This is a genomic window from Planomonospora sp. ID82291, from assembly GCF_015711645.1.
Taxonomy (GTDB): domain Bacteria; phylum Actinomycetota; class Actinomycetes; order Streptosporangiales; family Streptosporangiaceae; genus Planomonospora.
On sequence record NZ_JABTEX010000001.1, the window covers coordinates 595,138 to 619,310 of the forward strand.

The window sequence follows — 24,173 nt, forward strand, 5'->3', positions numbered from 1 at the left end:
TCTGATGGATCAGCACCACTCACCCGGTGACGCCGACATCGCGGTCATCGGCATGGCCGGCCGGTTCCCGGGTGCGACCGACATCGAGACGTTCTGGCGCAACATCAGCACCGGCGTGGAGTCGTTCACCGAGTTCTCCGACGACGACCTGCTGGCCGCGGGCGTGTCGCCGGCGACGTTCCAGCAGCCGAACTACGTGCGGATGCGGCCGGTCCTGGACGACATCCGCGGCTTCGACGCCGCGTTCTTCGGCTACAACCCGCGCGAGGCCACGCTCGCCGACCCGCAGCAGCGCATCTTCCTGGAGTGCGTGTGGGAGGCCCTGGAGTCGTCCGGGTACGCCGCCGCCGAGGGCCGGGGCAGCGTGGGCGTGTTCGCCGGGATGAACATCAGCGGCTACCTGCTGACCCGCCTCATGGCGTTCCAGATGGGCATCGACACCAGCGCCCTGATGATCGGGAACGACAAGGACGCGCTGGCCACGAACGTCGCCTTCCGCTTCGACCTGGACGGTCCCGCGCTGTCGGTGCAGACGTTCTGCTCGACCTCGCTGGTGGCCGTCCACCTGGCCGGTGAGAGCCTGCGGCGCGGCGAGTGCCGGATGGCGCTGGCCGGCGGCGTGTCGGTGCGCGTCCCCGACCGCACCGGCTACCTGTGGGAGGAGGGCGGCCAGGAGTCGCCCGACGGCCACGTGCGCACGTTCGACGCCGAGGGCCGGGGCAGCATGTTCGGCGACGGCGCGGCGGTCGTGCTGCTCAAGCGGCTCGGCGACGCCGTGGCCGACCGGGACACCGTGCACGCGGTGATCCGCGCCTCGGCCGTCAACAACGACGGCGCGATGAAGTTCAGCTACCTGGCGCCGAGCATCGACGGGCAGCGCCGCTGCGTGTCGGCGGCCCTCGCCCGCGCCGGGGTCGATCCCGACGACATCTCCTACGTCGAGGCGCACGGCACCGCCACCGAGGTCGGCGACCCGATGGAGGTGGCCGCGCTGACCCGCGCGTTCGGCGCCACGGAGCGCAAGCGGTACTGCGTGCTCGGCTCGATCAAGCCGAACGTGGGCCACCTGGACCGGGCCTCCGGCGTCACCGGCCTGATCAAGGTCGTCCAGTCGCTGCGCAACGAGCTGATCCCCGGCACGCTGCACTACCGCTCCCCCAACCCCGAGATCGACTTCGACGACAGCCCCTTCCGCGTCACCGCCGAGCCCACCCCGTGGCCACGCACACCGGGCAGACCGCGCATCGCGGGCATCAGCTCGCTGGGCATGGGCGGCACCAACGCGCACGCCGTCGTCACCGAGGCGCCGCTCCCCGCGCCGCGCGGCGCCCGCGCGCGCCGCTGGCAGGTCCTGCCGGTCTCGGCCCGGTCGCAGGCCGCCGCCGAGCAGTCGTGCGCGCGGCTGGCCGCCCACCTGGCGACGTCGCCGGACGACCTGGGCGACGTGGCGTACACCTTGCAGGCCGGGCGGAAGCTGTACGGGCACCGCAGGGTCGTGATCGCCGACTCGCCGGAGTCGGCGGCGGCCCGGCTGGCCGACCCGGCGGCCGTGCTGGGGCGCGCGGACCCGACCGTCGGGCGCGGGGCCGGCTTCCTCATCGCGGGGGTCGGCGAGCAGTACCCCGGCATGGTGGCCGCCCTCTACGCCGGGGAGCCGGCGTTCCGCGCGGACGTGGACGAGTGCCTGGCCCTGCTCGGGCTGACCGCGCCGGACCGGCTGTCCGACGTCTTCGCCCCCGCCGGGCGGGCCGGGGACGACGCCGACGACCTGGCCCGGCTGCTCGGCCGGACCGAGGCGGGTGCGCCGCGCTCCGCCACCGAGCCGCACCTGGTCCAGCCCGCGGTGTTCGTGGCCGAGTATGCGCTGGCGCGGCAGCTCATCCGCTGGGGCGTCACGCCCGAGATCATGATCGGCTACAGCCTCGGCGAGTACGTGTGCGCCTGCCTGGCGGGCGTGCTGTCGCTGCCGGACGCGCTGCGGCTGGTGGCCTACCGGGCCGAGCTCATCACCTCGCAGCCCGCAGGCGCGATGCTGGCGGTCTCGGCCGACGAGCGCCGGCTGGCCGTCACCCTGGGCGAGGTGTTCACCGACGAGCTGGACGTGGCCGTCCGCACCGGCTCGCAGGTCGTGCTCGCCGGACCGGCCGAGGCGGTGGAGCGGGCCGCCGCGCTGCTGCTCGCATCCAGGATCGGGCACCGGCGGCTGGAGACCACGCACGCCTTCCACTCCCGGATGCTCGCCCCGCTGGCCGGCGAGCTGACGTCCTGGATCGCCGGCAACATCACGCTGAACGCGCCGCGGCTGCCGTACCTGAGCAACGTGACCGGCGAGCCGGCCACCGCCGAGGTGGTGACCGACCCCGGCTACTGGGCCCGCCACATGTGCGGGACCGTCGAGTTCGGCAAGGGGCTCGGCCACGTGCTCGGCCGGACCGGCCTGGCGCTCGTCGAGATCGGCCCCGGGCAGTCGCTCGGCGCGCTGACCCGCGGCCACCCGTCCTGCGACCGCGACCAGTGGCCGCTCATCATGACCACGCTCCCCGCCGCCGGCGACGCCCGGGACGCCGGCGCCGCCGTCGCGACCGCGGTCGGGAGGCTGTGGCTGACCGGGGTGCCGATCGACTGGGCCGCGCTGCACGAGGAGGACGACTGGGCGCCCGGCCGGGTGCCGCTGCCGACGTACCCGTTCGAGCGGCAGGACTACTGGCTGGAGATCGACCAGGACGCGTTCACCGGGGGCGGGGCCGCCGCCTACGACGAGAGCGACCCGACCAGCATCGCCAAGGCCTACCCGCGCCTGCCCGACACCCGCTGGATCCACGCGCCCGTCTGGAGGCAGACGACCCTCCGGCCCGCCCGTGCGCAGGAGGCCGACCGCTGGCTGGTCTACACCGACGAGGGCCGCGCCGACGACCTGGCCGCGCCGCTGCTCGCGCACCTCGCCGCGGCCGGCAAGGACGTGGTCCTGGTACGGCCCGGCGAGCGCTTCTCCAGCGGCGACGACGGCCTGCGGGTGCGCCCCGGTTCGGCCGAGGACGCGCTGGCGGCCCTGCGCGAGCTGGCCGGGCGCCGCTGGGAGCCCGAGCGCGTGGTGCACCTGTGGTCGGTGCGGGACGCCCCGATCGAGGAGACCCTGCAGCGCGGCCTGCACACGCTGGTCGGCCTGGCCCGCGCGGCCGGCGACATGGGCCTGGCCGGCTGGCAGCTCGACATCGTCACCTCCGGCGGCCAGCGGGTGCACCCGGACGACCGGGTCCACGCCGGGCTCGGCACCCTGCTCGGCCCGGCCCGGCTGATCCCCGTCGAGTACCCGAAGGTCAGGACCCGCGTCATCGACGTCGACGCCGGGGCGCAGGCGCTCCTGGCCGAGCTGCGCGCCGACCCGTCCGACCAGGTGGTCGGGCTGCGCGGCGGGCGGCGGTGGATCCCCGACTACGAGGTGCTGGACGCCTCCGTGATCGCCGCCGGGCCTCCGGCCGCCCGGATCGAGGAGGGCGGCGTCTACCTGGTCACCGGCGGCCTGGGCGGCATCGGCCTGGCCATGGCCGAGCGGCTGGCCGAGCACCACCGGGCGCGGCTGGTGCTGCTGGGGCGCACGCCGGTCCCGCCGCGCGAGCAGTGGCCCGCGATCCTGGCCTCCGACTCCACCGCCGCCGAGGTCCGCCGGCGCCTGGAGGGGCTGCGCCGCCTGGAGGCCGCCGGCGCGCAGGTCGTCACCGTCGCCGGGGACGTCTCCCGGCCCGAGGACGCCCGCCGCGCCGTGACCGCCGCGATCGAGCGCTTCGGCACGCTCAACGGCGTGCTGCACTGCGCCGGCGTGCCCGCGGTCGGGCTCATGCAGTTCAAGACCGTCGCCGACATGGAACGGGTGCTCGCGCCCAAGGTCATGGGCACGCTCGCGCTGGCCGAGGCGCTGCGCGGCACGCCGGTGGACTTCCTGGCGCTGTACTCCTCCACCACCTCGGCCACCGGCGGCGGCGCCGGCCAGGTGGACTACTGCGCCGCCAACGCCTTCCTCGACTCCTTCGCGCTCAGCGACGCCCTGCCCGGCGTGACGGTCGTCTCCATCGACTGGTGCGAGTGGACGTGGAACGGCTGGACCGAGGGCCTGGAGAACTACGACGAGGGCTCCAAGCAGTACTTCGCCTGGTACCGGGAGAACTTCGGCCTCACCTTCGACCAGGGCTGGGAGACCCTGCTGCGGGCCCTGGCCGGCGGCGAACGGCACGTCGTGGCCTCCACGCAGGACTTCGCGCCGCTGGTGGCGATGAGCCGCAGATCCTCGATCGAGAGCCACCAGGCGACGGTGAAGAAGCTCAGGGACGCGTTCGGGCGGCATCCGCGCCCCGACCTGTCCACCGCGTACGTCGAGCCGCAGACGCCCGCCGAGGAGGCCATCGCCGGGGTGTGGGCGGAGGCGCTCGGCCTGGAGCAGGTCGGCGTGCACGACAACTTCTTCGAGCTGGGCGGCAACTCGCTGCTCGGCATGGAGATCATCGCCGAGGTCAGGAAGGCGCTGGAGCTGTCCTACCTGCCGCCGCACATCCTCTACCAGGCGCCCACGGTCGCCTCGCTCGCCGAGTCGGCCCAGGCCGGCCAGGACGCGGGCGGGCCGCCGAGCGAGGCCAGGGACCGGCAGCGGTCCCGCATCGCCCAGCGGCGCACCATGCTCAGGAGCGGAAGGACGTCATGACCACCGGAACCGACTACGACTCCGCGGTCGCGTTGATCGGTATGTCCGGGCGCTTCCCCGGCGCCGGGAACGTGGCCGAGCTGTGGGGCAACCTGCTCGCGGGGATCAAGGGCCTGCGCGCCATCACCGAGGAGGAGCTGCGGGAGGCCGGCGTCGACCCGGGCGTCCTGGCCGACCCCCGGTACGTGCGCGTCGGCGGCCCCCTGCGCGACCTCGACCGTTTCGACGCCACCGTGTTCGGGATCAACCCGCGCGAGGCCGAGAGCATGGACCCGCAGCACCGGCTGTTCCTGGAGTGCTCGTGGGAGGCCCTCGAAGGCGCCGGATACTGCCCGACCGACGTGCCCGGCCAGGTCGCCGTCTTCGGCGGGTGCGGGTTCCCCGACTACATCGTGCAGAACCTCCAGCACCTCGGCGCGCAGCCGGGCGGGGCGCTGCTCATGGCCGTGGGCAACGAGCGCGACTCGCTGGCCTCGCTGGTCTCGTACAAGCTGGGGCTGCGCGGGCCCGCCGTGTCGGTGCAGACGTTCTGCTCGACGTCGCTGGTCGCGGTGCACCTGGCCTGCCAGAGCCTGCTCACCTACGAGTGCGACATCGCGGTGGCGGGCGGCGCGTTCACCCCGCTCCCCCAGCCGGCGGGCTACCTGTACGAGCAGGGCGGCATCATGTCTCCCGAGGGCCGGGTGCGCAGCTTCGACGCCGAGGCGGGCGGCACCGTGATGGGCAGCGGGGCGGGGGTCGTGGCGCTCAAGCGCATGACGGACGCGCTCGCCGACGGCGACGTCGTCCACGCGGTCATCCTGGGCTCGGCGGCCAACAACGACGGCCGCCTGCGGGCCGGGTACACCGCGCCCGGCGTGGACGGCCAGGCCGAGGTGATCGAGTCGGCGCTCGGCGTGGCCGGGGTCAAGCCCGACACCGTCGGGTACGTCGAGTGCCACGCCACCGGCACCATGCTGGGCGACTCGATCGAGCTGGCCGCCATGAACCGGGTCTTCTCCCCGCCGCGCGAGACGCCGTGCGTGCTGGGGTCGCTCAAGCCGAGCCTGGGCCACCTCGACCGGGCCTCCGGCGTGAGCGGGCTGATGCGGGCGGCCCTGGCGCTCAAGCACGGGCTGCTGCCGGGCACGCCCGGCTACGAGACCCCGAACCCCGCGCTGGCCGCCGCGCACGACCGGTTCACGGTGCTCACCGAGGACCGGCCGTGGGCGGCGGGGCCGCACCCCCGGCGGGCCGGGGTCAGCTCGTTCGGGCTGGGCGGCACCAACGCGCACGTGGTCATGGAGGAGGCGCCGGAGCGGCCCGCCCGCCCCGCCCGCCCCGGACCGCACCTGCTGGTGTTCTCGGCCGGCGACGACCAGGCGCTGCGCGAGGTGACCGGACGGCTGCGCCGCCACCTGGCCGGCGAGCACGGCGAGGACCTCGCCGACGTGGCCTTCACGCTCCAGGTCTCCCGCGGCGGCTTCGCCCTGCGCCGCGCCGTCGTCGTCCACGACCGCGACCACGCGGTGGCCGCCCTGGACGACCCGTCCCGCTGGATCGACGGCAGGACCCAGCGCCGCAACCCCAGGGTCCGCCTCACCGCCCTCCCGGAGGCCCCGGAGGCCTCGGAGGCGCCGGAGACCCCGGAGGCATGGTGGGACGAGCTGCGCTCCGCCGTCGGAACGGTGCTGCGGCACACCGCCGCGCCCTCCGGTCCGCCCCGCGAATCGGCGCTCGACGCGCTCGCCGGCGGGCTGGAGGCCCTCGGCGTCCGCGTGGTGCGGGACGACGACGAGCGGACCGGGCAGACCGAGCAGGCCGAGGAGGTCGTGGTCGCGCCCGGGGAGGGCGGCACCGCGGCCGAGTGGGTGCTGGGGGTCGTGGCGCGGCTGTGGATGGCCGGGAGCGCGATCGACTGGGCGGTGCTGCACGACGGGCGGGGGCGGCGGGTCGAGCTGCCCACGTACCCGTTCCAGCGGCGCAGGTACTGGGTGCAGGCCGGCCCCGCGCAGACGCAGGCGCCGGCCGGTCAGGGCAAGACGTTCGACCGGTCGCGCTGGACCCACCTGCCGGCGTGGAGGCGGCGCCCGCTGCCGGTGTCCGACCTGGACGAGCGGCTGCGCGAGGCCGGCCCGTGGCTGGTCTTCGCCGCCGACGACCGCGGCGAGGCCCTGGTCGACCGGCTCACCGGGATCGGCGCCGAGGTGACCGCCGTACGCGCCGGCGACCGGTTCGCGCAGGAGGACACCGGCGACTTCACCGTCCGCGCGCACCGGGCCGACGACGTGGCGGAGCTGATGTACTCGCTGGTGGCCATGCCGCGGGCGATCGTGCACGCGTTCAGCCTGGCCTCCCCCGAGCAGGACCCCGGCGCCGACCCCGTGGCGCACTTCACCGCCGAGCAGCACCGCGGCTTCTACTCGGCGCTGGCGCTCTCCCGCGAACTGGTCGACAACACCGGGTCCGCACCGCGCGCCGAGCTGGTGCTGCTCACCCCGCAGGCGGTCAGCGTGGCGGGCGACGACCTGCGGCACCCCGAGCACGCCGCGCTGGCCGCGCTCGCCCCCAGCCTCCAGCAGGAGAACCCGCGGCTGCGCTGCCGCCACATCGACGTGGACGCCGCCGGCGACGCCGCCGTCCTGGCCGAGCAGGTGCTGGCCGCCGCGGTCGCCGCGTACGAGGGCCCGACGGCGGTGCGCGCGGGCGAGACCTGGCTGCGCGTGTACGAGCCGTACCCGATCGAGGAGCCGGCCCCGGAGCGGCGGCCGGTGCGCGACGGCGACACCGTGCTCATCACCGGCGGCCTCGGCGACGTCGGACTGGTCCTGGCCCGGCGCTTCGCCGACGCCTACGGCTGCCGCCTGGTGCTCACCGCGCGCTCCCCGCTGCCGCCGCGCGAGGAGTGGGACGCCTACCTGGCCGCGCCCCCGCCCGGCGGCGAGCGCACGGCCCGGCACCTGCGCAGCGTCCGCGACCTGGAGAGCCGGGGCGCGACCGTGCTCGCCCTGTCGGCGGACGTGGCCGACGAGGAGCAGATGCGGGCCGTCGTCGACGCGGCGGTCGAGCGGTTCGGCGCGATCGACGTGGTGGTGCACGGCGCGGGCGTGCAGGACGGGGCCTACTTCGACTTCGCGCACCTGACGGACCGCCGGCAGTGCGAGGCGCACTTCGCGGCCAAGGTGACCGGGTTCCACGTGCTGCAGAAGGTGCTCGGCGAGCGGTGCCCGGACCGGCGGATCACCCTGTCGTCGATCGCGGCGGTGCTCGGCGGGATGACCCTCGGACCGTACGCGTCGGCCAACGCCGCCCTCGACGCCTACGCCCGCGCGGCGCGCACGGCCGGCCGGGGGCGCTGGATCACCGTGGACTGGGACACCTGGAACATCGACCCCGACCGGGTGGCCGGCCACAGCGAGGCCGTCGCCGAGTACACGATGACCCCGGCCGAGGGCGCGGACGTCCTGGAACGGGCGCTGTCGGCGGCCGACCGGGTCGGGCACCTGGTGATCTCCACCGGATCGCTGGACTCCCGGATCGCGCAGTGGGTCACCGGCGACATCCACGGCGGCGACGACTTCGACGACCGCGAACGGCACCCGCGCCCGGAGCTGAACACCCCGTACGCGGAGCCGCGCGAGGGCACCGAGGCCACGCTGGCCGACATCTGGTCGCGCGTGCTCGGCATCGAGCCCATCGGCGCCCTGGACAACTTCTTCGAGCTCGGCGGCCACTCGCTGCTGGCGATCGAGCTGACCGCCAGGATCCGCCGGACGCTCAACGCGTCGGTGCCGGTGACCGGCCTGCTGGAGTGCCCCACGGTCCGCCGGCTCGCCGAACTGCTCGACGCCCGCGACGAGGAGGCCTGAACCTCACATGAAGCAGCCCGAGTACCTGCGGACCGTGCAGGGCTTCGCCCGGCGCGAGCTGCTGGGCAAGGACGCGTACCTGGACTCGCTGGCCGAGGCCCCGCTCCCGCTCTACCGGCGCTTCGCCGCCACCGGCCTGGCGAACTGGTGGGTGTCCGAGGAGTCCGGCGGCCTGGGCCTGGGCCTGGAGGAGGGCGTCCGCATCGCGGCCGAGCTGGCGTATTCGGACGCCGGGGCCGCGTTCACGCTCTTCATCCCCGTGCTGACCACGAGCATGGTCCAGTGGTACGGCGGCGAGGAGCTCAGGGAGCGCCATCTCAAGCCGCTCGTGGCCGGCGGCGGGTTCGCCGCGACGCTGGGCAGCGAGCACGCCGCCGGCAGCGAACTGGCCAGGATCACCACGACCGCGCGCCGCGAGGGCGACGCGGTCGTGCTCGACGGCCGGAAGGCGTTCTCCACCAACACCGGCTTCGCCGACTTCCTCGTCGTGATCGCGCGGGCCCAGGACGACCCGTCGGGCTACCTGGCCGTCCTGGTGCCGCGCGACACACCGGGGATCACCGTGGACAAGCGGTGGGACGTGATCGGGTTGCGCTCGTCGGCCACGTACCAGGTGTCGCTGTCCGGGGTGCGGGTGCCCGCGGGGAACGTGCTGCGGGGCAACGGCCTGCGCCTGCTGGAGGTGGGGCTGAACGCCAGCCGCATCCTCATCGCCGCCACGGCCCTGGGCATCGCCCGGCGGGTGCGGGACGTGTGCATGGAGTACGCCAGGACCAAGTCGGTCAAGGGGGCGCCGCTGACCGCCAACGCCGTGTTCGCCGCGCGGCTGGGGCAGTTCGAGATGCAGATCGAGGTCATGGCCACCCAGTGCCTGGCGGCGGCGCGGGCGTACGACGAGATCGCGGCCCGGCCCGACGCGGGTGAGGAGTTCCTGCGCGCGGGCACGCTGAAGCAGGCGCTGACCACGAAGATGTTCTGCGGGCAGACGGGGTGGCAGATCGCCTCGACCGCCTCGGAGATGTTCGGCGGGCTCGGCTACACGCACGACGCGGTCATCGGCAAGCTGCTGCGGGACATGCGGTACGTGTCGATCGTCGAGGGCGGGGACGACGTGCTGCGGGACCTGGTGTTCAGCCGGTACGTGGTGCCGGTGTCGAAGCGATCGTGACCACCGCGGCGGCGTAGCCGTCGGCGACGTCGAGCCAGCGGACCGGACCGCGAAGGGAGCGCGACCGTTCACAGGTCGCGCTCCCTTCGCGTCCCTCGCCGCGCACGAGCACGTCGCCGAGCCGGGCCAGGCCGCCGCCGGTGGCCTTGACGAACGCCTCCTTGGCGGTCCACAGGCGGAAGTACCCGGCCAGGGCGGCGTCGGGGGCGGCGGCGCGCAGGCGGGCCGCCTCCTCCGGGCGGTAGAGGCGGTCGGCCATGGCCAGGGGGTCGAGGTCGCCGCGGACGCGTTCGACGTCCGCGCCCACGCGCCGCCCCTCGGGGGCGACGGCGATCAGGGCCCACCCGTCGGAGTGCGACAGGTTGAAGTCGAGCGCGGGCCGGTCCCCGCCGAGGTCGAGGTCGAGGCGGGGACGGCCCGCGGGGTCCGGGGAGAGGCCGACCCGGGCGGCGGGCACCCCGCAGACGCCGCCCAGCACGGAGCGCAGGGCGGCGTGCGCGACGACGTACCGGCGGCGGTCGACGGCGCGGGCGAAGGCGCGCGCCCTCTCCCGCTCGCCCTCCGACAGCCATCCCCACCATTCCGGACGCTCCGCCCGGTCCAGGCGCACCTTCCACACCCGCACCCCGGACGGCCACGCGCGGGCCCGCGCGTCGGGCCGCGCCGTCCCGGCCGGTGCGCCCGCGAACCGTGCGCCCGCGGACCGCGGCTCCACGGCCGCGACCGGCGTCACACCCACGGGCGCAGGGCCCGCGCGACGATCGCGTGGGTGCGGGGCGCCTGTTCGAAGACGGCGAAGTGGCCGCCGTCGAACGGGTGCGGGGCGAACCCGGCGCTGGTCAGCGCACGCCACCCCGACGCCTTCGCCGGGCAGACGCGCGGGTCCGCCGAGGCCGTCAGCAGCGAGATCGGCAGGTCCAGCGGCGGCTCGTCCCGGTAGACGTAGGTCTCCTTGACGGTGAAGTCGGCCTGCACCGCGGGAAGGATCATCGCCAGCGCCTCCGGGTCGGCCAGCAGCCACTCGGGGGTGCCGCCGAGCGCCCGCAGCAGCTCCGCCACCTCCTTCCGGCTCATCCCCCGCACCGGCGGCCCGCCCTCGCGGGTGAGGTGGGGGGCGTCGGAGCCGGAGACGAACAGGTGCACGGGCGCGGGCCCGCCCCGCCGCCGGATCTCGCGGGCCAGCTCGAACGCGACGATCGCACCGAGGCTGTGGCCGTACAGGGCGTAGCGGCGGCCGGCCGCGGACGCCTCCACGTCCGCGAGCACGGCGTCGGCCAGGTCGGAGACCAGCGGCTCCATGCGCTCGTAGGGCGGCTCCCGGTGCCGGGACTCGCGGCCGGGCGGCTGGACGGGCTGCACGGCGACGCCGGGCAGCCTGCGCTGCCACCCCCGGAACGCGGACGCGGCGCCGCCCGCGTGGGGCAGGCAGTACAGCGGCAGGGCGCCGGGCTCCGCGCCCGTGAGGGTGCGGAACGGCAGCCACCGCGACAGCACGTCCTCGGTGCTCGCGACGCTCATGCCCCGATCTCCAGACGGACGTACGGCGGCGGCGGCTGCACGGCGCCGAGGTCGGCCTCCAGCACCACGTGCGCCCCGTCCCGGGCGGCCTCGCGGAACCCGGCGAACGCGTACGTCACCTGCATCATCCGGTTGCGCCCGGTCTCCACGAAGTCGGCCCGCACCGCCGCCCCGGCCCCGGCGGCCAGCCGCAGGACGTGGTTGAGCAGCACCATGCCCACCCCCCGCGACATCACCCGGCACGACATCAGCATCATGCGCAGCCACCAGACGTCGTCCCCCTTCTCGACCAGGGCGAGCCCGATCTTGCCGTAGTCGCCGAACCTGTCGGTCAGCGACGCGACCAGGAGCAGGTGGTCGGGCGACTCCCGCAGGGCGTCCAGCTCGTCGTAGGAGTAGGTGCGTCCGGTGGAGTTGAGCTGGTTGGTGCGGACGGTCAGCTCCTCGGCCCGCTGCAGGTCCTCCCGGCGGGCCGGGGCGATGGCGAACGACATCCCCAGGCTCGCCAGGAACTCCTCGTCGGTGCCGACGAAGCCCTCCGCCAGCTCGTCCCTGACGAGCTGGCTGCGGTACATCTCGCGCCGCCGCGCCGACTCGTCGGTCACGAACCGGGGCCGGAACTCGGGCCTGGCCAGGGCCTCGTCCAGGTCGGCCACGTCCACGCAGACCACATCGGGCAGCGCGTGGGCCACCTCGGCGCGCTCGAACTCCTGGTCGTCCACGAACGCGAAGGCGTCGGTCCCGAGGTTGAGCGCCGTGGCGATGTTCCTGATCGAGTCGGACTTGGCGTTCCAGTTGATCTGCGGGTGGAGGAACAGCTCCGCCAGGCCCAGCTCGGTCAGTTTGGCCAGGGCGGCGTCCCGGTCGTTCTTGGAGGCGATCGAGTGCAGGACGCCCGTGCGGTCCAGCTCGCGGATGCGCTCGACGACGGCGGGGCGCACGGTGACGTCGCCGTCCTCCAGCAGCACGCCGTTCCACAGCGTGTCGTCCAGGTCCCACACGACGCACTTGACGCGGCCCCGCCGGGGCTTCTCCGGCTCGGCGGGGGCGCTGGAGTCCTGCCGTTCGGTGGTCACGCTCATCTGGTCGTCTCCCGCTCCGCCTGACCGGCGATGGTGATGCGCTGGATCTCGTTGCTGCCCTCGATGATCTCCATGACCTTGGCGTCCCGGTAGAACCGCGCCACCGGGTAGTCGGGGCTGCAGCCGTTGGCGCCGTGGATCTGCACGGCCTCGGCGGCGTGCCGGACCGCGGCGGTGGACGCGAAGTACTTCGCGATCCAGGTCGCCATGATCGTGCCGGCGTCTCCGGCGTCCTTCAGCCGGCCGGCCTCGGCCAGCAGCAGCCGGGCCGCGCGGGCGTCGGTGACCATGTCGGAGAGCTTGGCCTGGATCAGCGGCAGCTCCGCCAGGGGCCGCCCGCCCACCCGGCGGCAGGCGGCGTAGGCGGCCGACGCCTCCAGGCACGCCTGGACGATGCCGACGGACCCGGCCGCCACGCTGTAGCGGCCGAGGTCGAGCGTGCCGGTCAGCACCATGCCGGCCGTGAAGCCGCTGCTCGGTCCGAGCAGCGCGTCCGGGCCGAGCACGACGCCGTCGAAGGAGATCTCGGCCAGCATGGAGGCGCGGGTGCCGAGCATGTCCTCGATCGGCGTGACGCGCACGCCCGGCGCGCTCCTCGGCACGAGGAACGCGCCGATGCTGGCGGCGGTGCGGGCGAACACCAGGAACAGGTCCGCCCGCTGCCCGCCGGTCGTCCACTTCTTGACGCCGTCGAGCACCCAGCCGCCGCCGCCCTCGACGGCGGTGGTCGCGATGGCGGAGGTGTCGCTGCCGGCGCCCGGCTCGGACAGGCAGAACGCCCCCAGCGTCGTGCCGGCGGCCAGCCCGGGGGCCCACCGGGCGCGCTGCTCCGGCGTGCCCCAGCGCTGCACGGTCCACGCGACCATGGTGTGCACGGTCAGCAGGCTGCGCAGCGAGGAGCAGCCGCGGCCCACCTCCTCGTGCACCTCGCCGAGCGTGACCAGGTCCATCCCGGCCCCGCCCGACTCCGGCGGCAGGAACGGCGCCCACAGACCCGCCGCGGCGACGTGCCGCAGCAGGTCCTCGGGGACGCGGCCGATCCTGTCGTACGCATCCGCGTACGGCACCACGTGCGCGTCGACGAACGCCCGCGCCGAGCGCCGGTCGACGACCTGGACGGGTACCGGCGCGACGAGGGTCACGCGGCGGCCACGGTCGGCGAGAGGCGGGCCACGAGCCCGGCCATCGCGGTGGCGGTGCGGAAGTTGTCGATCCGCAGTTCCTCGTTGGGGATGGTGACGCCGAAGGTCTTCTCGACGTGCATCACCAGCTCCATCGCGAACAGCGAGTTGACGAAGCCGAGCGCGAAGATGTCCTGCGCGGCGTCGATCTCGGCCTGCGGGTACCGGCCGCGGACGAAGTCCAGGATCTGCTCCTGGGCGGTGGGGTGCGACATCGATGGCTCCATTCAGTTCGTTGCGTAGGTGTAGAAGCCGCGGCCGGACTTGCGTCCGTGCAGGCCGGCGTCCGTCATCTGCTTGAGCAGCGGGCAGGGGCGGTACTTGCTGTCGGCGTAGTGCTCGTAGAGCACCTCGACGCTGTAGAGGATCGTGTCCACGCCGATCAGGTCGGCGGTCTCCAGCGGCCCCATCGGGTGGCCGAAGCAGCTGCGGAAGACCTCGTCGACCGACTCGGCGTCGGCCACGCCCTCGTGGACGAGGTAGGCGGCCTCGTTGACGGTGAGCATCAGGACCCGGTTGGAGATGAACCCGCAGGAGTCCTTGACGTCCACGGACCTCTTGCCCATGGCGGTCAGCAGGTCGCGGGTGCGCCGTACCGTCTCCTCGGAGGTGTGCACGCCGGGGATGAGCTCCACGGCCGGCTTGGCGGGCACCGGGTTCATGAAGTGCACGCCGATCACCTTGTCGGGCCGCGCGGTGACGGAGCCGACCTTGGTGATGGGGATGGCGGAGGTGTTGACCACGAAGACGGTGTCGGGGCCGCAGGCGGCGTCGAGCGTCTCGTACACCTGCCGCTTGGTCTCCCAGTCCTCGGTGACGTTCTCGATGACGAGGTCGCACTTGGCCGCCCCCGCCGCGCCCACGGCGGTGGTGATCCTGGCCAGCACCTCATCGACGTCGAGGGCGGGGCCGCCCATCAGGCGGCTCATCCTGGTGTTGCGGGCGACGGCCGCCAGCGCGTCGCTCAGGGTCGTCTCGTCCTTGTCGACCAGCACCACGTCGTGGCCGGTCTGGGCGAGGTTCTGGGCGACGCCGACGCCCATGACACCGGCGCCGATCACTCCGATCAGGCTCATGTACGCTCCGTTCCGCTCATCGTGGGTCGTGCCTCTCCTGTGCGGGTCTCCTGGGGGTGGCGGGCGCGCCTCCGGGCGGCGGAGGCTTCGAGGCCCGAGCGGCGCAGCTGGGCGCGCACGTGACCGCCGCCGCCGTCGGCGTCGGCCTGCGCGGGCGCCGCGCCCGAGGCCCGCGCCTCGACGGCCCGGCTGAGCGCGGCCACGGTGGGGGCCTCGTAGAGGATGTGCGGGGGCAGCTCGTCCAGGCCGAAGGCCCGGCGTACGGTGGCCACGATGGCCACCCCGAGCAGCGAGTTGCCGCCGAGCTCGAAGAAGTTGTCCAGGGCGCCCACCCGGTCCAGCCGCAGCGACTCCCGCCAGATCGCGGCGACCTTCTCCTCGGTGGGGCCGGTCGGCTCCTGGTAGGGGGTGACCAGCTCGGGCCTGGGGTGCAGGTCGCCGCCGCCCAGGTCGGGCGAGGTGACGGCCTCCAGCGTGAGGCGGGAGCTGCCGCGCACCAGGGTGGGGTAGTCCTGGGTGGAGACCACGACGCGCGGCTCGCCGGAGGCCAGGGCGCGCCGGAGCGAGCGCCAGCCGTCCGCGAAGCCGATGCCGACCCTGGCCCGGTTCCGCCGGAAGAAGTCGCGCAGTCCCTCCTCGTATCCGGCCAGGCCCGCCTCCCAGGCGTTCCACGTCCACTCGCCCCAGTCGACGGCGACGACGCGGCGGCCGGTGGCGGCCAGCTTGCCGGCGTAGCCGTCGAGGAAGGCGTTGGCGGCGCAGTAGTCCACCTGGCCGGGACCGCCGCCGGTGGCGGAGGTGATGGAGGAGAACAGGACCAGGAAGTCCAGCGCGATCTCGTCCGGCTCGCCGATGCGCAGCGCCTCGGCGAGGGCCAGGGTTCCGGCGATCTTGGGGGCGAGGACGGCGTCCAGCTCCTCGGGCCGTTTGAACTGCATGAGGCCCATGCCGGGGACGCCCGCGGCGTGCAGGACGCCGTGGAGCGCGCCGAAGCGGGTCAGGGCCGCGTCCACGGCGCGGCGCGCGTCGGCGGCGTCCGCCACGTCGCCGACGACGATCTCCACCTCGGCGCCCAGGCCGGTCAGGGCGCGGACCTGGGCGGCGCGCCGTCGCGCGGTCTCGTCGTGGTCGCCGTCCGCCGCCGGCAGGCCGGTCCTGGCCAGGAGGACCAGCTTGGCGCGGTGCTCGCGGGCCAGGTGCTCGGCCAGGCCGAGCGCGATGCCGCCGAGGCCGCCCGTGATCAGGTAGACGCCCTCGTCGCGGAAGGGCGCGTCCCGCGGGTCGGCGGGCAGTTGCTCGTAGTCGGGGAGCCAGCGGCGGCCGTTCCGCAGCGCGACCGTGCGGTCGGACTGCGGGCGGGCCAGCTCGGCCGCCAGCGCGGCCAGGTCCCCGGGCGCGGGGGCGCCCGGCAGGTCGATCAGGCGGGTGGTCACCCCGGGGTACTCCAGGGGGATCACCAGGCAGGGACCGGTGAGGGTGGCGCCCTCGGGGTGGACCGCATCGTCCCCGAGGACCTGCTGGGTGCCGGAGACCGCGACGTCCAGGGACCAGGCGGCGATGCCCGCCTCCCCCGCGGCCCTGGCCAGGGCGACGAGGGTGTGCAGGCCGCGGGCCGCGGTGTCGCCGTCCGGCTCCAGGGCCCACAGGTGCAGGACGCGGTCCAGCGGACGGCCGGCGGTCCTGAGGTCGCGGAGCAGGGCGCGCAGGTCGGCGACCTCGCCCGGCCTGACGGTGTGGTCGCCGTCCGGGGTGACCGTGCGGGCGTCGCCGGGGCGGACCAGGGTGACGGCGGCGCCGGCGGCCCTGAGGTTCTCCGCGACGGTGTCGGCCAGGCCTTCGCGGGTGAAGACCAGCCAGGAGCCGGGGCCCTCCGCCGCGGGGGCGGGGGGCGCGGTCTGGCGCCAGACGGGGAGGTGGAGCCAGCGGTCCTCCGGGAGCCGGGGGAGGCTGGTGATGGCGTCGAAGAGGTCGTCCGGTTCGCCCCCCGTCCCGGCGCCGGTCGCCGCCCCGGCCGCCGGCCGGCGCGGGGCCGGGGGCTCGATCCAGTGGCGCTGCCGCTGGAAGGGGTAGGTGGGCAGCGGGATCCGGCCCGGGACGGCCTCCGCGCTCCAGGGCGCGCCCTCCCCCGCCCGGCCGGCGTCCTGAGCCCGGTCGGCGTCCCGCGCCCGGTCGTCCTGCCGGGGCCGGCCGTTCGCCGGTTCCCGGCCGTTCGCCGGTTCCCGGCCGTGGTAGGCGTCCCAGTCGACGGTGACGCCGCACAGCCACAGGCGGGCCAGGCAGTCGGCCAGCGCGAGGTCGCCCGGCCTGGCGTCGCTCGCGGCGGGCAGCGTGTGGGTGATCAGCGGCCAGTGCTCGGGCGGGCAGCCCGCGCCGCGGACCAGCGCGCCGAGCGACTGCCCCGGGCCGATCTCCACGACGGCCAGCCCGGGGTCGGCCAGCAGCCGGCCGACGCCGTCGGCGAACCGGACGGTCGCGCACATGTGCCGCGCCCAGTAGCCGGGGTCGCACACCAGCGCGGCGTCGGCGACCTCGCCGGTCACGTTCGAGATGTACGGCAGGCGCGGCGCGTTCAGCCGCACGTTGTCCGCCACCCACCGGGTCAGCTCGTCGCTCAGCGGCTCCAGCATCCGCGAGTGGAAGGCGTGGGAGGTCTCCAGCGGACGGCAGGGCACCTCGGCCGCGCGCAGGTCGGCGGCCAGCCGCGTGACCGCCTCGCCGGGCCCGGCGACCACCGTGACCTGCGGGCCGTTGACGGCGGCGACGTCCAGGCCGCGCCCGTCCAGCCGGAAGCGGCGGCGCAGCCGGTCGGCCGGGAGCGAGACGGCGAGCATGGCCCCCGCGGGCAGGCCGGCGATGAGCCCGGCCCGGTGGGCGACCAGGGCCAGGGCGTCCTTCGGCGACAGGACGCCCGCCAGGGTGGCGGCCACGTACTCGCCGAGGCTGTAGCCGAGCATGAGGCGCGGGGTGAGGCCCCACGAGACGAGGGTGCGGGCCAGCGCGTACTCCACGGCGAACAGCGCGGGCTGGGCGACCTCGGTGCGTCCGAGCGCGGCGGCCCGGTCGCCGGTCGTGCCGCCGCGCCGGTCGCCGGTCGTGCCGCCGCGGCCGAGCAGGGCGGCCGGGTCCGCGCCGCCGCCCCGGTCGCCCGTGAGCAGGTCCACCAGGTCCGGCAGGTCCGGCAGGTCGCCGAGCAGCGCCAGGCACTCGTCGAGGGCGGCGCGGAAGGCCGGTTCGTGGCGGTACAGGTCGCCGGCCAGGCCGGGGTACTGCTCGCCGACGCCGTCGAAGAGGAAGGCGACCTCGCGGCCCTGGACGGTCTCGACCCGGCCCAGCAGGCCCTCCCGGCCGCCGAGCGCCTTCGCCGCCGCCGCGACGTCGTCGGCGATCAGGGCCCGGCGGTGCTCGAACGTCCTGCGGCCGGCCTGCAGCGTGTACGCCACGTCGGCCAGCCGCACGCCCGGCTCGGCGGCCAGGTGCCGGCCGAGGCGGTCGCAGGCCTGCTCCACGGCCTCGCCGCTGCGTGCCGAGACGGGCAGGATGTGGTGGCGGTGCGCGGCCGGCGCCGCGTTCCGCCCGGTCGGGGGCTGTTCGACGACCATGTGGACGTTCGTGCCGCCCATGCCGAGCGAGTTGAGCCCGGCGATGCGGGGGCGGCCGTCACGGGTGCGCCAGGGGGACAGCTCGGTGGTGACGTAGAACGGGCCGTCCTCGAAGTCGATCTCCGGGTTGGGGGTCGTGTAGTGGAGGCTGGGCGGGATCACGCCCTCCCGCAGCGCCAGCGACGTCTTGATCAGGCCGCTGGCCCCCGCCGCCCGGTCCAGGTGCCCCACGTTGGTCTTCACCGAGCCGATCGGGCAGTAGCCCTTCTCGTCCGTGGCGCCGAAGGCGCGGGCCAGCGCGGCCACCTCGATCGGGTCGCCCAGCTCGGTCGCGGTCCCGTGCGCCTCGACGTAGCTGATGTCGTCCCCGGTGACGCCCGCGTCGGCCATCGCGTCGGCGATCACCCGGGCCTGGCCCACGACGCTGGGGGCGGTGTAGCCCACCTTGAGCGCGCCGTCGTTGTTCATGGCCGAGCCGCGGATGACGGCCCAGATGTGGTCGCCGTCGCGGATCGCGTCCGGCAGCCGCTTGAACAGCACCACGGCCGCGCCGTCGCCGAACATGCTGCCCTTCGCCTGCGCGTCGAACGTGCGGACGTGGCCGTCGGGCGACTCCTGGCCGCCGGGGCCGTACAGGTGGCCGATCCGGTCGGGGACGCGGATGGAGACGCCGCCCGCCAGGGCCAGCTCGCACTCGCCGTTGCGCAGGCTCTGCACGGCCAGGTGCGCGGCCACCAGCGACGTGGAGCAGAACGTCTGGACGGCGACGCTGGGGCCGTACAGGTCGAGCAGGTAGGAGACGGTGGTGGTCAGGGCGTCCTTGTCGTTGCCCATGATGACCTCGAAGTCGGTGAACTCCCGCCGGTCGCCCTCCAGGAGCCGGGCCGCCTGGCGGAGCAGGTAGGTGCTGATGTTGGCGCCGCCGAACACGCCGACCCGGCCGCGGTGCGCGGGGGCGGCGTACCCGGCCTGCTCCAGGGCCTCCCAGCACACCTCCAGGAAGGCCCGCTGCTGCGGGTCGGTGATCGCGGCCGTCCGGGGGCTCATGCCGAAGAACGCCGCGTCGAAGCCGGCCACGTCGTCGAGCACGGGGCGGGCGGGCACGTACGCCGGGTCCCTGACCAGGTCGGGGTCCGCCCCGGAGGCCAGCAGCTCCTCCTCGGTGAAGAAGCTGATGGACTCCACGCCGTCGCGCAGGTTCCGCCAGAACGCCTCCACGTCGGGGGCGCCGGGGAAGCGGCCCGCCATGCCGACGATCGCGATCCTGCGGTCCTCGTCCCCGGCGGCGGCCGGGGCCCGCTCCACGACCCGGACGGGGGCGGGCGCGGGCCCCGCGCGTTCGTCGAGGACGGCGGCCAGGGTGTGCACGGTGGGCGCCTCGAACAGCGTCACGGTGGGCACCGCGACGCCGAACCGCCGCTTCACCAGCGCCAGCATCTGGAGCGCCACCAGCGAGCTGCCGCCGAGGTCGAAGAAGTTGTCCCGGGTGCCGACCGGCTCCACGCCGAGCACCTCGGACCAGAGGCCGGCCAGGTCGCGTTCGGTCCGGGTGAGGGGCGGCGTGTACGGCTGGGGGAGTTCGGGGCGCGGGAACCGGTCCGTCCGGGCCGGGACCTCCGCGGTCGCCTTCCTCGGCAGCCGGTCGTCCAGGCCGCCCGCGGCCACCACCAGGGCGGGGCGCGGCGCGGCGAGCACCCGGTCGAACGCCGCCAGCGCCTCGGCGGCCGACATGGAGTGCGCGGCCATCGACGCGCCCAGGCCGCCGCCGACCTTGTCGAGCGTGACCGCCCAGGTGTCCCAGCTCGCGGCGACCCAGGCGGGGTTGCGGTGCGCGAGCGCCGTGAGGGCGGCGTTGGCGGCGGCGTACGAGCCGAACGTGATGCCGCCGAGCAGGGCCGACGTGGAGGAGAACAGGACGCAGAAACCGGGGGGCTCCGGCAGGTCGGCCAGCACCCGCTCCAGGACCAGGGCGCCGGTCACCTTGGCGGCGAAGTGCCTCTCCAGGGCGGCGGCGTCGAGGTCACGGAGCGGGCGGAAGGTGTCCGGTGAGGTCTCGGCGGCCAGGTGGACGACGCCGCCCAGGGGGTGGCGGCCGTTCCCGGTGGCGTCGGCGATCAGGGCGCGCATGGCGGCGGCGTCGGTCACGTCCGCCTGCGGGGTGAGCACCTCGGCGCCGAGGTCGCGCAGCCGGACGACCGCCCGGTGGCGGGGGTCGTCCGGGTCGTCGGGGAGACCGCGGCGGCCGGTGAGCACGACCCGGTCGGCTCCGGCCCCGACCAGGTGCTCCGCCACGAGCAGTCCGGCGTCGCCCAGGCCGCCGGTGACGAGGTACGTACGGCCCGCGGTGACGGCGCGGGCGCCCGCCACTCCGGACCCGGGAGCGGTGGGTGCCGCCGCGGACCCGGGAGCGGTGGGTGCCGCCGCGGGCTCGGGAGCGGTGTAGGCGCGGGTGAGGCGGGTGCCGCCGCGGTGGGCGACGAACGTGTCGGCGCCGCCGTGGTGGATCTCGGCGACGAGCGCCCGGGCCGCCTCCTCCGGGGTCGCGCCGGGGGCGAGGTCGAGGGCGGCGCAGTCGAGCGTGAGGTACTCCTGGTTGGCGACCATGGGCAGGGTGGCCGCGGCGGCCTGGGCGGGGTCCGGGACGTCGCCGTCGGCCACCGCCTGCCCGCCCCGGGTCGCGACCAGGACGCGGGTGGTGTCCCCGCCCTCCTCCCCCCAGGCGTGCAGCAACCGGGCCAGGGGGAGGACGGCGTCGCGCCCGTCCGCGCCCGGGTCGGCGGGCCCGCGGTCGAGCAGGCGCAGATCCACCACCACGGCGGCGTCCCGCAGCCGCCGCGCCAGCGCCAGGTGGTCCTCCGCCGACCCGGGGCCGAGGGTGTGGCCGCCGGCCGGCGCCCCGGTGCGGGATCCGCCCGCCAGTACGGTCACGACCTCGCTCCCGGCGGCCCGGAGCGCGCGCTCCACCGCCTCGGCGGTCTCACCCCGCTCGGCCACCAGCACGCACCGGCCGGCCGGGGCCGCGGCGGGCGACGCCCCGAGCGGCGCCGGCGTCCAGACGGGGACGAGGACGCGCACATGCCCGGAGGACTCCCCCGCGGCCGGCCCGGAAGGCCGCCCGGAGGACTGCCCCGCCGCGTCCGGGGGCCGGTCCTCCCCGCGGGCCGCGGACGCGGCGGACGCGGCCCGCGGGGAGGACGCGGCGGGCGCGGGGACGTCCACCCAGTAGCGGTCACGTTGGAAGGGGTAGGTGGGGAGGCCGACCTTGGCCACGGGGCGGTCCCCGCGGAAGCCGGGCCAGTCGATCGGGACGCCCGCCAGCCACAGCCGGCCCGCCGCCTCCGCGAGGACCTCCCCCGCCGGGCGCGGGTCGTCCGCGCCGGGGAGGGCGGACACGATGAGGGGCCAGCGGTCGGGGGCGCAGTCGCGGTGGCCGCGGGCCATCGCCCCCAGCGACCGCCCGGGCCCGATCTCCAGCAGCGCGGCGTCGGCGTCGTGGCCGAGCAGCGTCGCCAGCACCTCGTCGAACCGGACGGGCGCGCACATGTGCTCGGCCCAGTACGCCGGGTCCGTCACCTGCGCGGCCGTGACGAACTCCCCCGTGACGTCGGACACGTACGGCACCCGCGGCGCCCGGAGGGAGACGTTGGCCGCGATCCACGCGGTGAGCCGCTCCCGGATCGGCTCCATCATGCGCGAGTGGAACGCGTGCGTCGTGGCGAGGGGGCGGCACGGGACCCCGTCCGCCTCCAGCAGCTCGCGGGCGGCGCTCAGGGCCGCCGGCTCACCGGACAGCACGGTGAGCCGCGGCCCGCTGACCGCGCCCACGTCGGCCCCCGTGATCCCGGCCCGCCGCAGGCGGTCCACGAGGTCGGCGGCGGGCAGCGGGACCGCGCTCATCGCGCCCTCGGGCAGTCCGCCGATGAGGCGGGCCCGGTGGACGACGAGGGCGAGGGCGTCCGGAAGGGACAGCACGCCGGCCAGGGCGGCGGCCACGTACTCGCCGAGGCTGTACCCGGCCAGCGCCGCGGGCCGGACGCCCCACGAGAGCACGAGCCGGGCCAGGGCGTACTCGACCGCGAACAGCGCGGGCTGCAGCGCCTCGGTCGGGGTCGCGCCGCAGGAGGCGGAGGTGGAGGCGGAGGTGGAGGCGGAAGCGGAAGCGGAAGCGGAAGCGGAAGCGGAAGCGGAGGAGACGCGGCCGAGGAGGCGGCCGAGCGCGTCACCGTCACCGCCGCGGTCACGGCGCTCGCCGAGCATCTCGGCGAGCGGGTCGGCGCCGTCCATGAGCCCGTGCAGCACGGCCCGGCACTCGTCCAGCACGTCGCGGAAGACCGGCTCGGTGCGGTACAGGTCGGCCGCCATCCCCGGGTACTGCTCGCCGGTCCCGGCGATCAGGAAGGCCACGGGCCGGTCGTCGCGGCTCTCGGAGCGGCCCATGACGCCGGCCGGCTCGCGCAGCGCGGCAGCGGCCTCGTCCGTGGCGGAGGCGACGAGCATGCGGCGGTGGGCGAACGCCCGGCGGCCGGCCTGGAGGGTGTGGGCCACGTCGGCCAGCCGGTGCCCGCGGCCCTCCCCGGCCAGGCAGGCGGCCAGCCGGGCGGTCATGGCGTCGGCGGCCTCGGCCGTGCGGGCGGACCAGACCAGCGGCTCCGGGCGGGGCGGCTCCTCGGGCCGGGGCACCGGCGGCGCCTCCTCCAGCACGACGTGCGCGTTGGTGCCGCCGATGCCGAACGCGCTCACCCCGGCCCGGCGGGTCCGGCCGGCCTCGCGCGGCCAGGGGCGCAGGGCGGTGACCACCTCCAGCGCGGCCTCGCCGTCGGCGAGCTGCGGGTTCGGCTCGGCCAGGTTGAGCGTGGGCGGGATCTCGTCGTGGCGGAGCGCCAGCGCCGCCTTGATCAGGTTCGTGACCCCGGCGGCCCGGTCGAGGTGGCCCACGTTCGTCTTGACGGACCCGATCAGCAGCGACCGGCCGCGGAACACCTGCTGGAGCGCGGCCAGCTCGGCGGCGTCGCCGAGCGCGGTACCGGTGCCGTGCGCCTCCACGTAGTCGACGTCGGCGGGCGTGAGGCCGGCGGCGGCCAGCGCCTCGGCCATGACGGCGGCCTGGCCGTGCACGCCGGGCGCGGTGAACCCGACCTTGCGCCCGGCGTCGTTGTTGACCGCCCAGCCGCGGATGACGGCGTAGATCTGGTCGCCGTCGGCGAGCGCGTCCTCCAGCCGCCGCAGCGCGACCACGCCGACGCCGCTGCCCAGCGGCGCGCCGAGCCCGCCGGCGTCGAACGCGCGGCACTCGCCGTCGGGCGGCGCGATGCCCCCCTGCTGGTACAGGTAGCCCACCCGGTGCGGCACATTGACCGCGACGCCGCCGGCCAGCGCCAGGTCGCACTCGAACCCGGCCAGGCTGGTGGCCGCCGCGCACACCGCGACGAGCGAGGTCGAGCAGTAGCTCTGCACGCCGTACGCCGGCCCGGACAGGCCGAGCGCGTGGGCGACCCGCGTGGTGAGGGAGTCCTTGTCGTTGGCCAGGCCGAGCGCCAGGTCGCCGGTGACCGCGCCGACGCCGCCGGGGATCAGGGCGTTCTGCATGTACGAGCTGTGCGCGCATCCGCCGAACACCCCGATCGCGCCCTCGAACCTGCCGGGGTCGCAGCCCGCGTCCTCCAGCGCCGCCCAGCCGTGCTCCAGGAACAGCCGGTGCTGCGGGTCGAGGATCTGCGCCTCCTTGGGGCCGAACCCGAAGAACGCCGCGTCGAACAGCTCCACACCGTCGATGACCGGGGCGGCCTTGACGTACGCGGGGTCGGAGAGCACGTCCTCGGGCACCCCGGCGGCGCGCAGTTCGTCGTCGGTGAAACGGGTGATCCCGGACTCCCCGGCCCGGATGACCGACCAGAGCGCGGCGACGTCGGACGCGCCGGGGAAGCGGCCGGACATCCCGACGATCGCGATGTCGGTGCCCGGGCCTTCGATCTCGTCGTTCACGTCTCGCGTCCTCTTCTCCGTCGCTC

General features: G+C 75.6%; 10 protein-coding genes. 3 read left to right on the forward strand and 7 right to left on the reverse strand.

The genetic code is table 11. The features are described from left to right. The first annotated feature begins 4 nt into the window (after positions 1-4). Genes HS045_RS02685 through HS045_RS02695 form a run of 3 tightly spaced genes read left to right on the forward strand, consistent with a single transcriptional unit; the run spans position 5 to position 9,709 of the window. Positions 5-4,693, forward strand: coding sequence for a type I polyketide synthase (locus HS045_RS02685; protein ID WP_196449578.1), 4,689 nt, complete (start codon positions 5-7; stop codon positions 4,691-4,693). Then, complete coding sequence (locus HS045_RS02690; RefSeq protein ID WP_196449579.1) at positions 4,690-8,541, forward strand: SDR family NAD(P)-dependent oxidoreductase; 3,852 nt, start codon at positions 4,690-4,692, stop codon at positions 8,539-8,541. Before HS045_RS02685 ends, HS045_RS02690 begins: the two co-directional genes overlap by 4 nt. Positions 8,542-8,548: 7 nt before the next feature. Beyond that, positions 8,549-9,709, forward strand: a complete 1,161-nt coding sequence (locus HS045_RS02695; protein WP_196449580.1) for an acyl-CoA dehydrogenase family protein — start codon at positions 8,549-8,551, stop codon at positions 9,707-9,709. Here the strand turns inward: HS045_RS02695 and HS045_RS36005 are convergent. Genes HS045_RS36005 through HS045_RS02730 form a run of 7 tightly spaced genes read right to left on the reverse strand, consistent with a single transcriptional unit; the run spans position 9,672 to position 24,147 of the window. Beyond that, positions 9,672-10,448: a 4'-phosphopantetheinyl transferase superfamily protein gene (locus tag HS045_RS36005; RefSeq protein WP_196449581.1), complete on the reverse strand. Its 777-nt coding sequence runs from the start codon at positions 10,446-10,448 to the stop codon at positions 9,672-9,674. The two genes, HS045_RS02695 and HS045_RS36005, sit on opposite strands and share 38 nt — an antisense overlap. Further along, complete coding sequence (locus HS045_RS02705; protein ID WP_196449582.1) at positions 10,439-11,227, reverse strand: thioesterase II family protein; 789 nt, start codon at positions 11,225-11,227, stop codon at positions 10,439-10,441. Before HS045_RS02705 ends, HS045_RS36005 begins: the two co-directional genes overlap by 10 nt. Then, the gene (locus HS045_RS02710; RefSeq protein WP_196449583.1) at positions 11,224-12,309 is read right to left on the reverse strand and encodes an HAD family hydrolase; all 1,086 of its coding nucleotides are present in this window, start codon (positions 12,307-12,309) and stop codon (positions 11,224-11,226) included. Before HS045_RS02710 ends, HS045_RS02705 begins: the two co-directional genes overlap by 4 nt. Beyond that, a complete protein-coding gene (locus tag HS045_RS36010; protein WP_196449584.1) occupies positions 12,306-13,451 on the reverse strand; it encodes an acyl-CoA dehydrogenase family protein in 1,146 nt (381 codons plus the stop codon). Before HS045_RS36010 ends, HS045_RS02710 begins: the two co-directional genes overlap by 4 nt. Next, positions 13,448-13,705, reverse strand: coding sequence for an acyl carrier protein (locus tag HS045_RS02720; RefSeq protein WP_196449585.1), 258 nt, complete (start codon positions 13,703-13,705; stop codon positions 13,448-13,450). The genes HS045_RS36010 and HS045_RS02720 overlap by 4 nt, the downstream gene beginning before the upstream one ends. Before the next feature lie 12 nt (positions 13,706-13,717). Continuing rightward, positions 13,718-14,566, reverse strand: a complete 849-nt coding sequence (locus tag HS045_RS02725) for a 3-hydroxyacyl-CoA dehydrogenase family protein (protein WP_196449586.1) — start codon at positions 14,564-14,566, stop codon at positions 13,718-13,720. After that, complete coding sequence (locus tag HS045_RS02730) at positions 14,563-24,147, reverse strand: type I polyketide synthase (RefSeq protein WP_196449587.1); 9,585 nt, start codon at positions 24,145-24,147, stop codon at positions 14,563-14,565. Before HS045_RS02730 ends, HS045_RS02725 begins: the two co-directional genes overlap by 4 nt. Positions 24,148-24,173 lie beyond the last annotated feature (26 nt).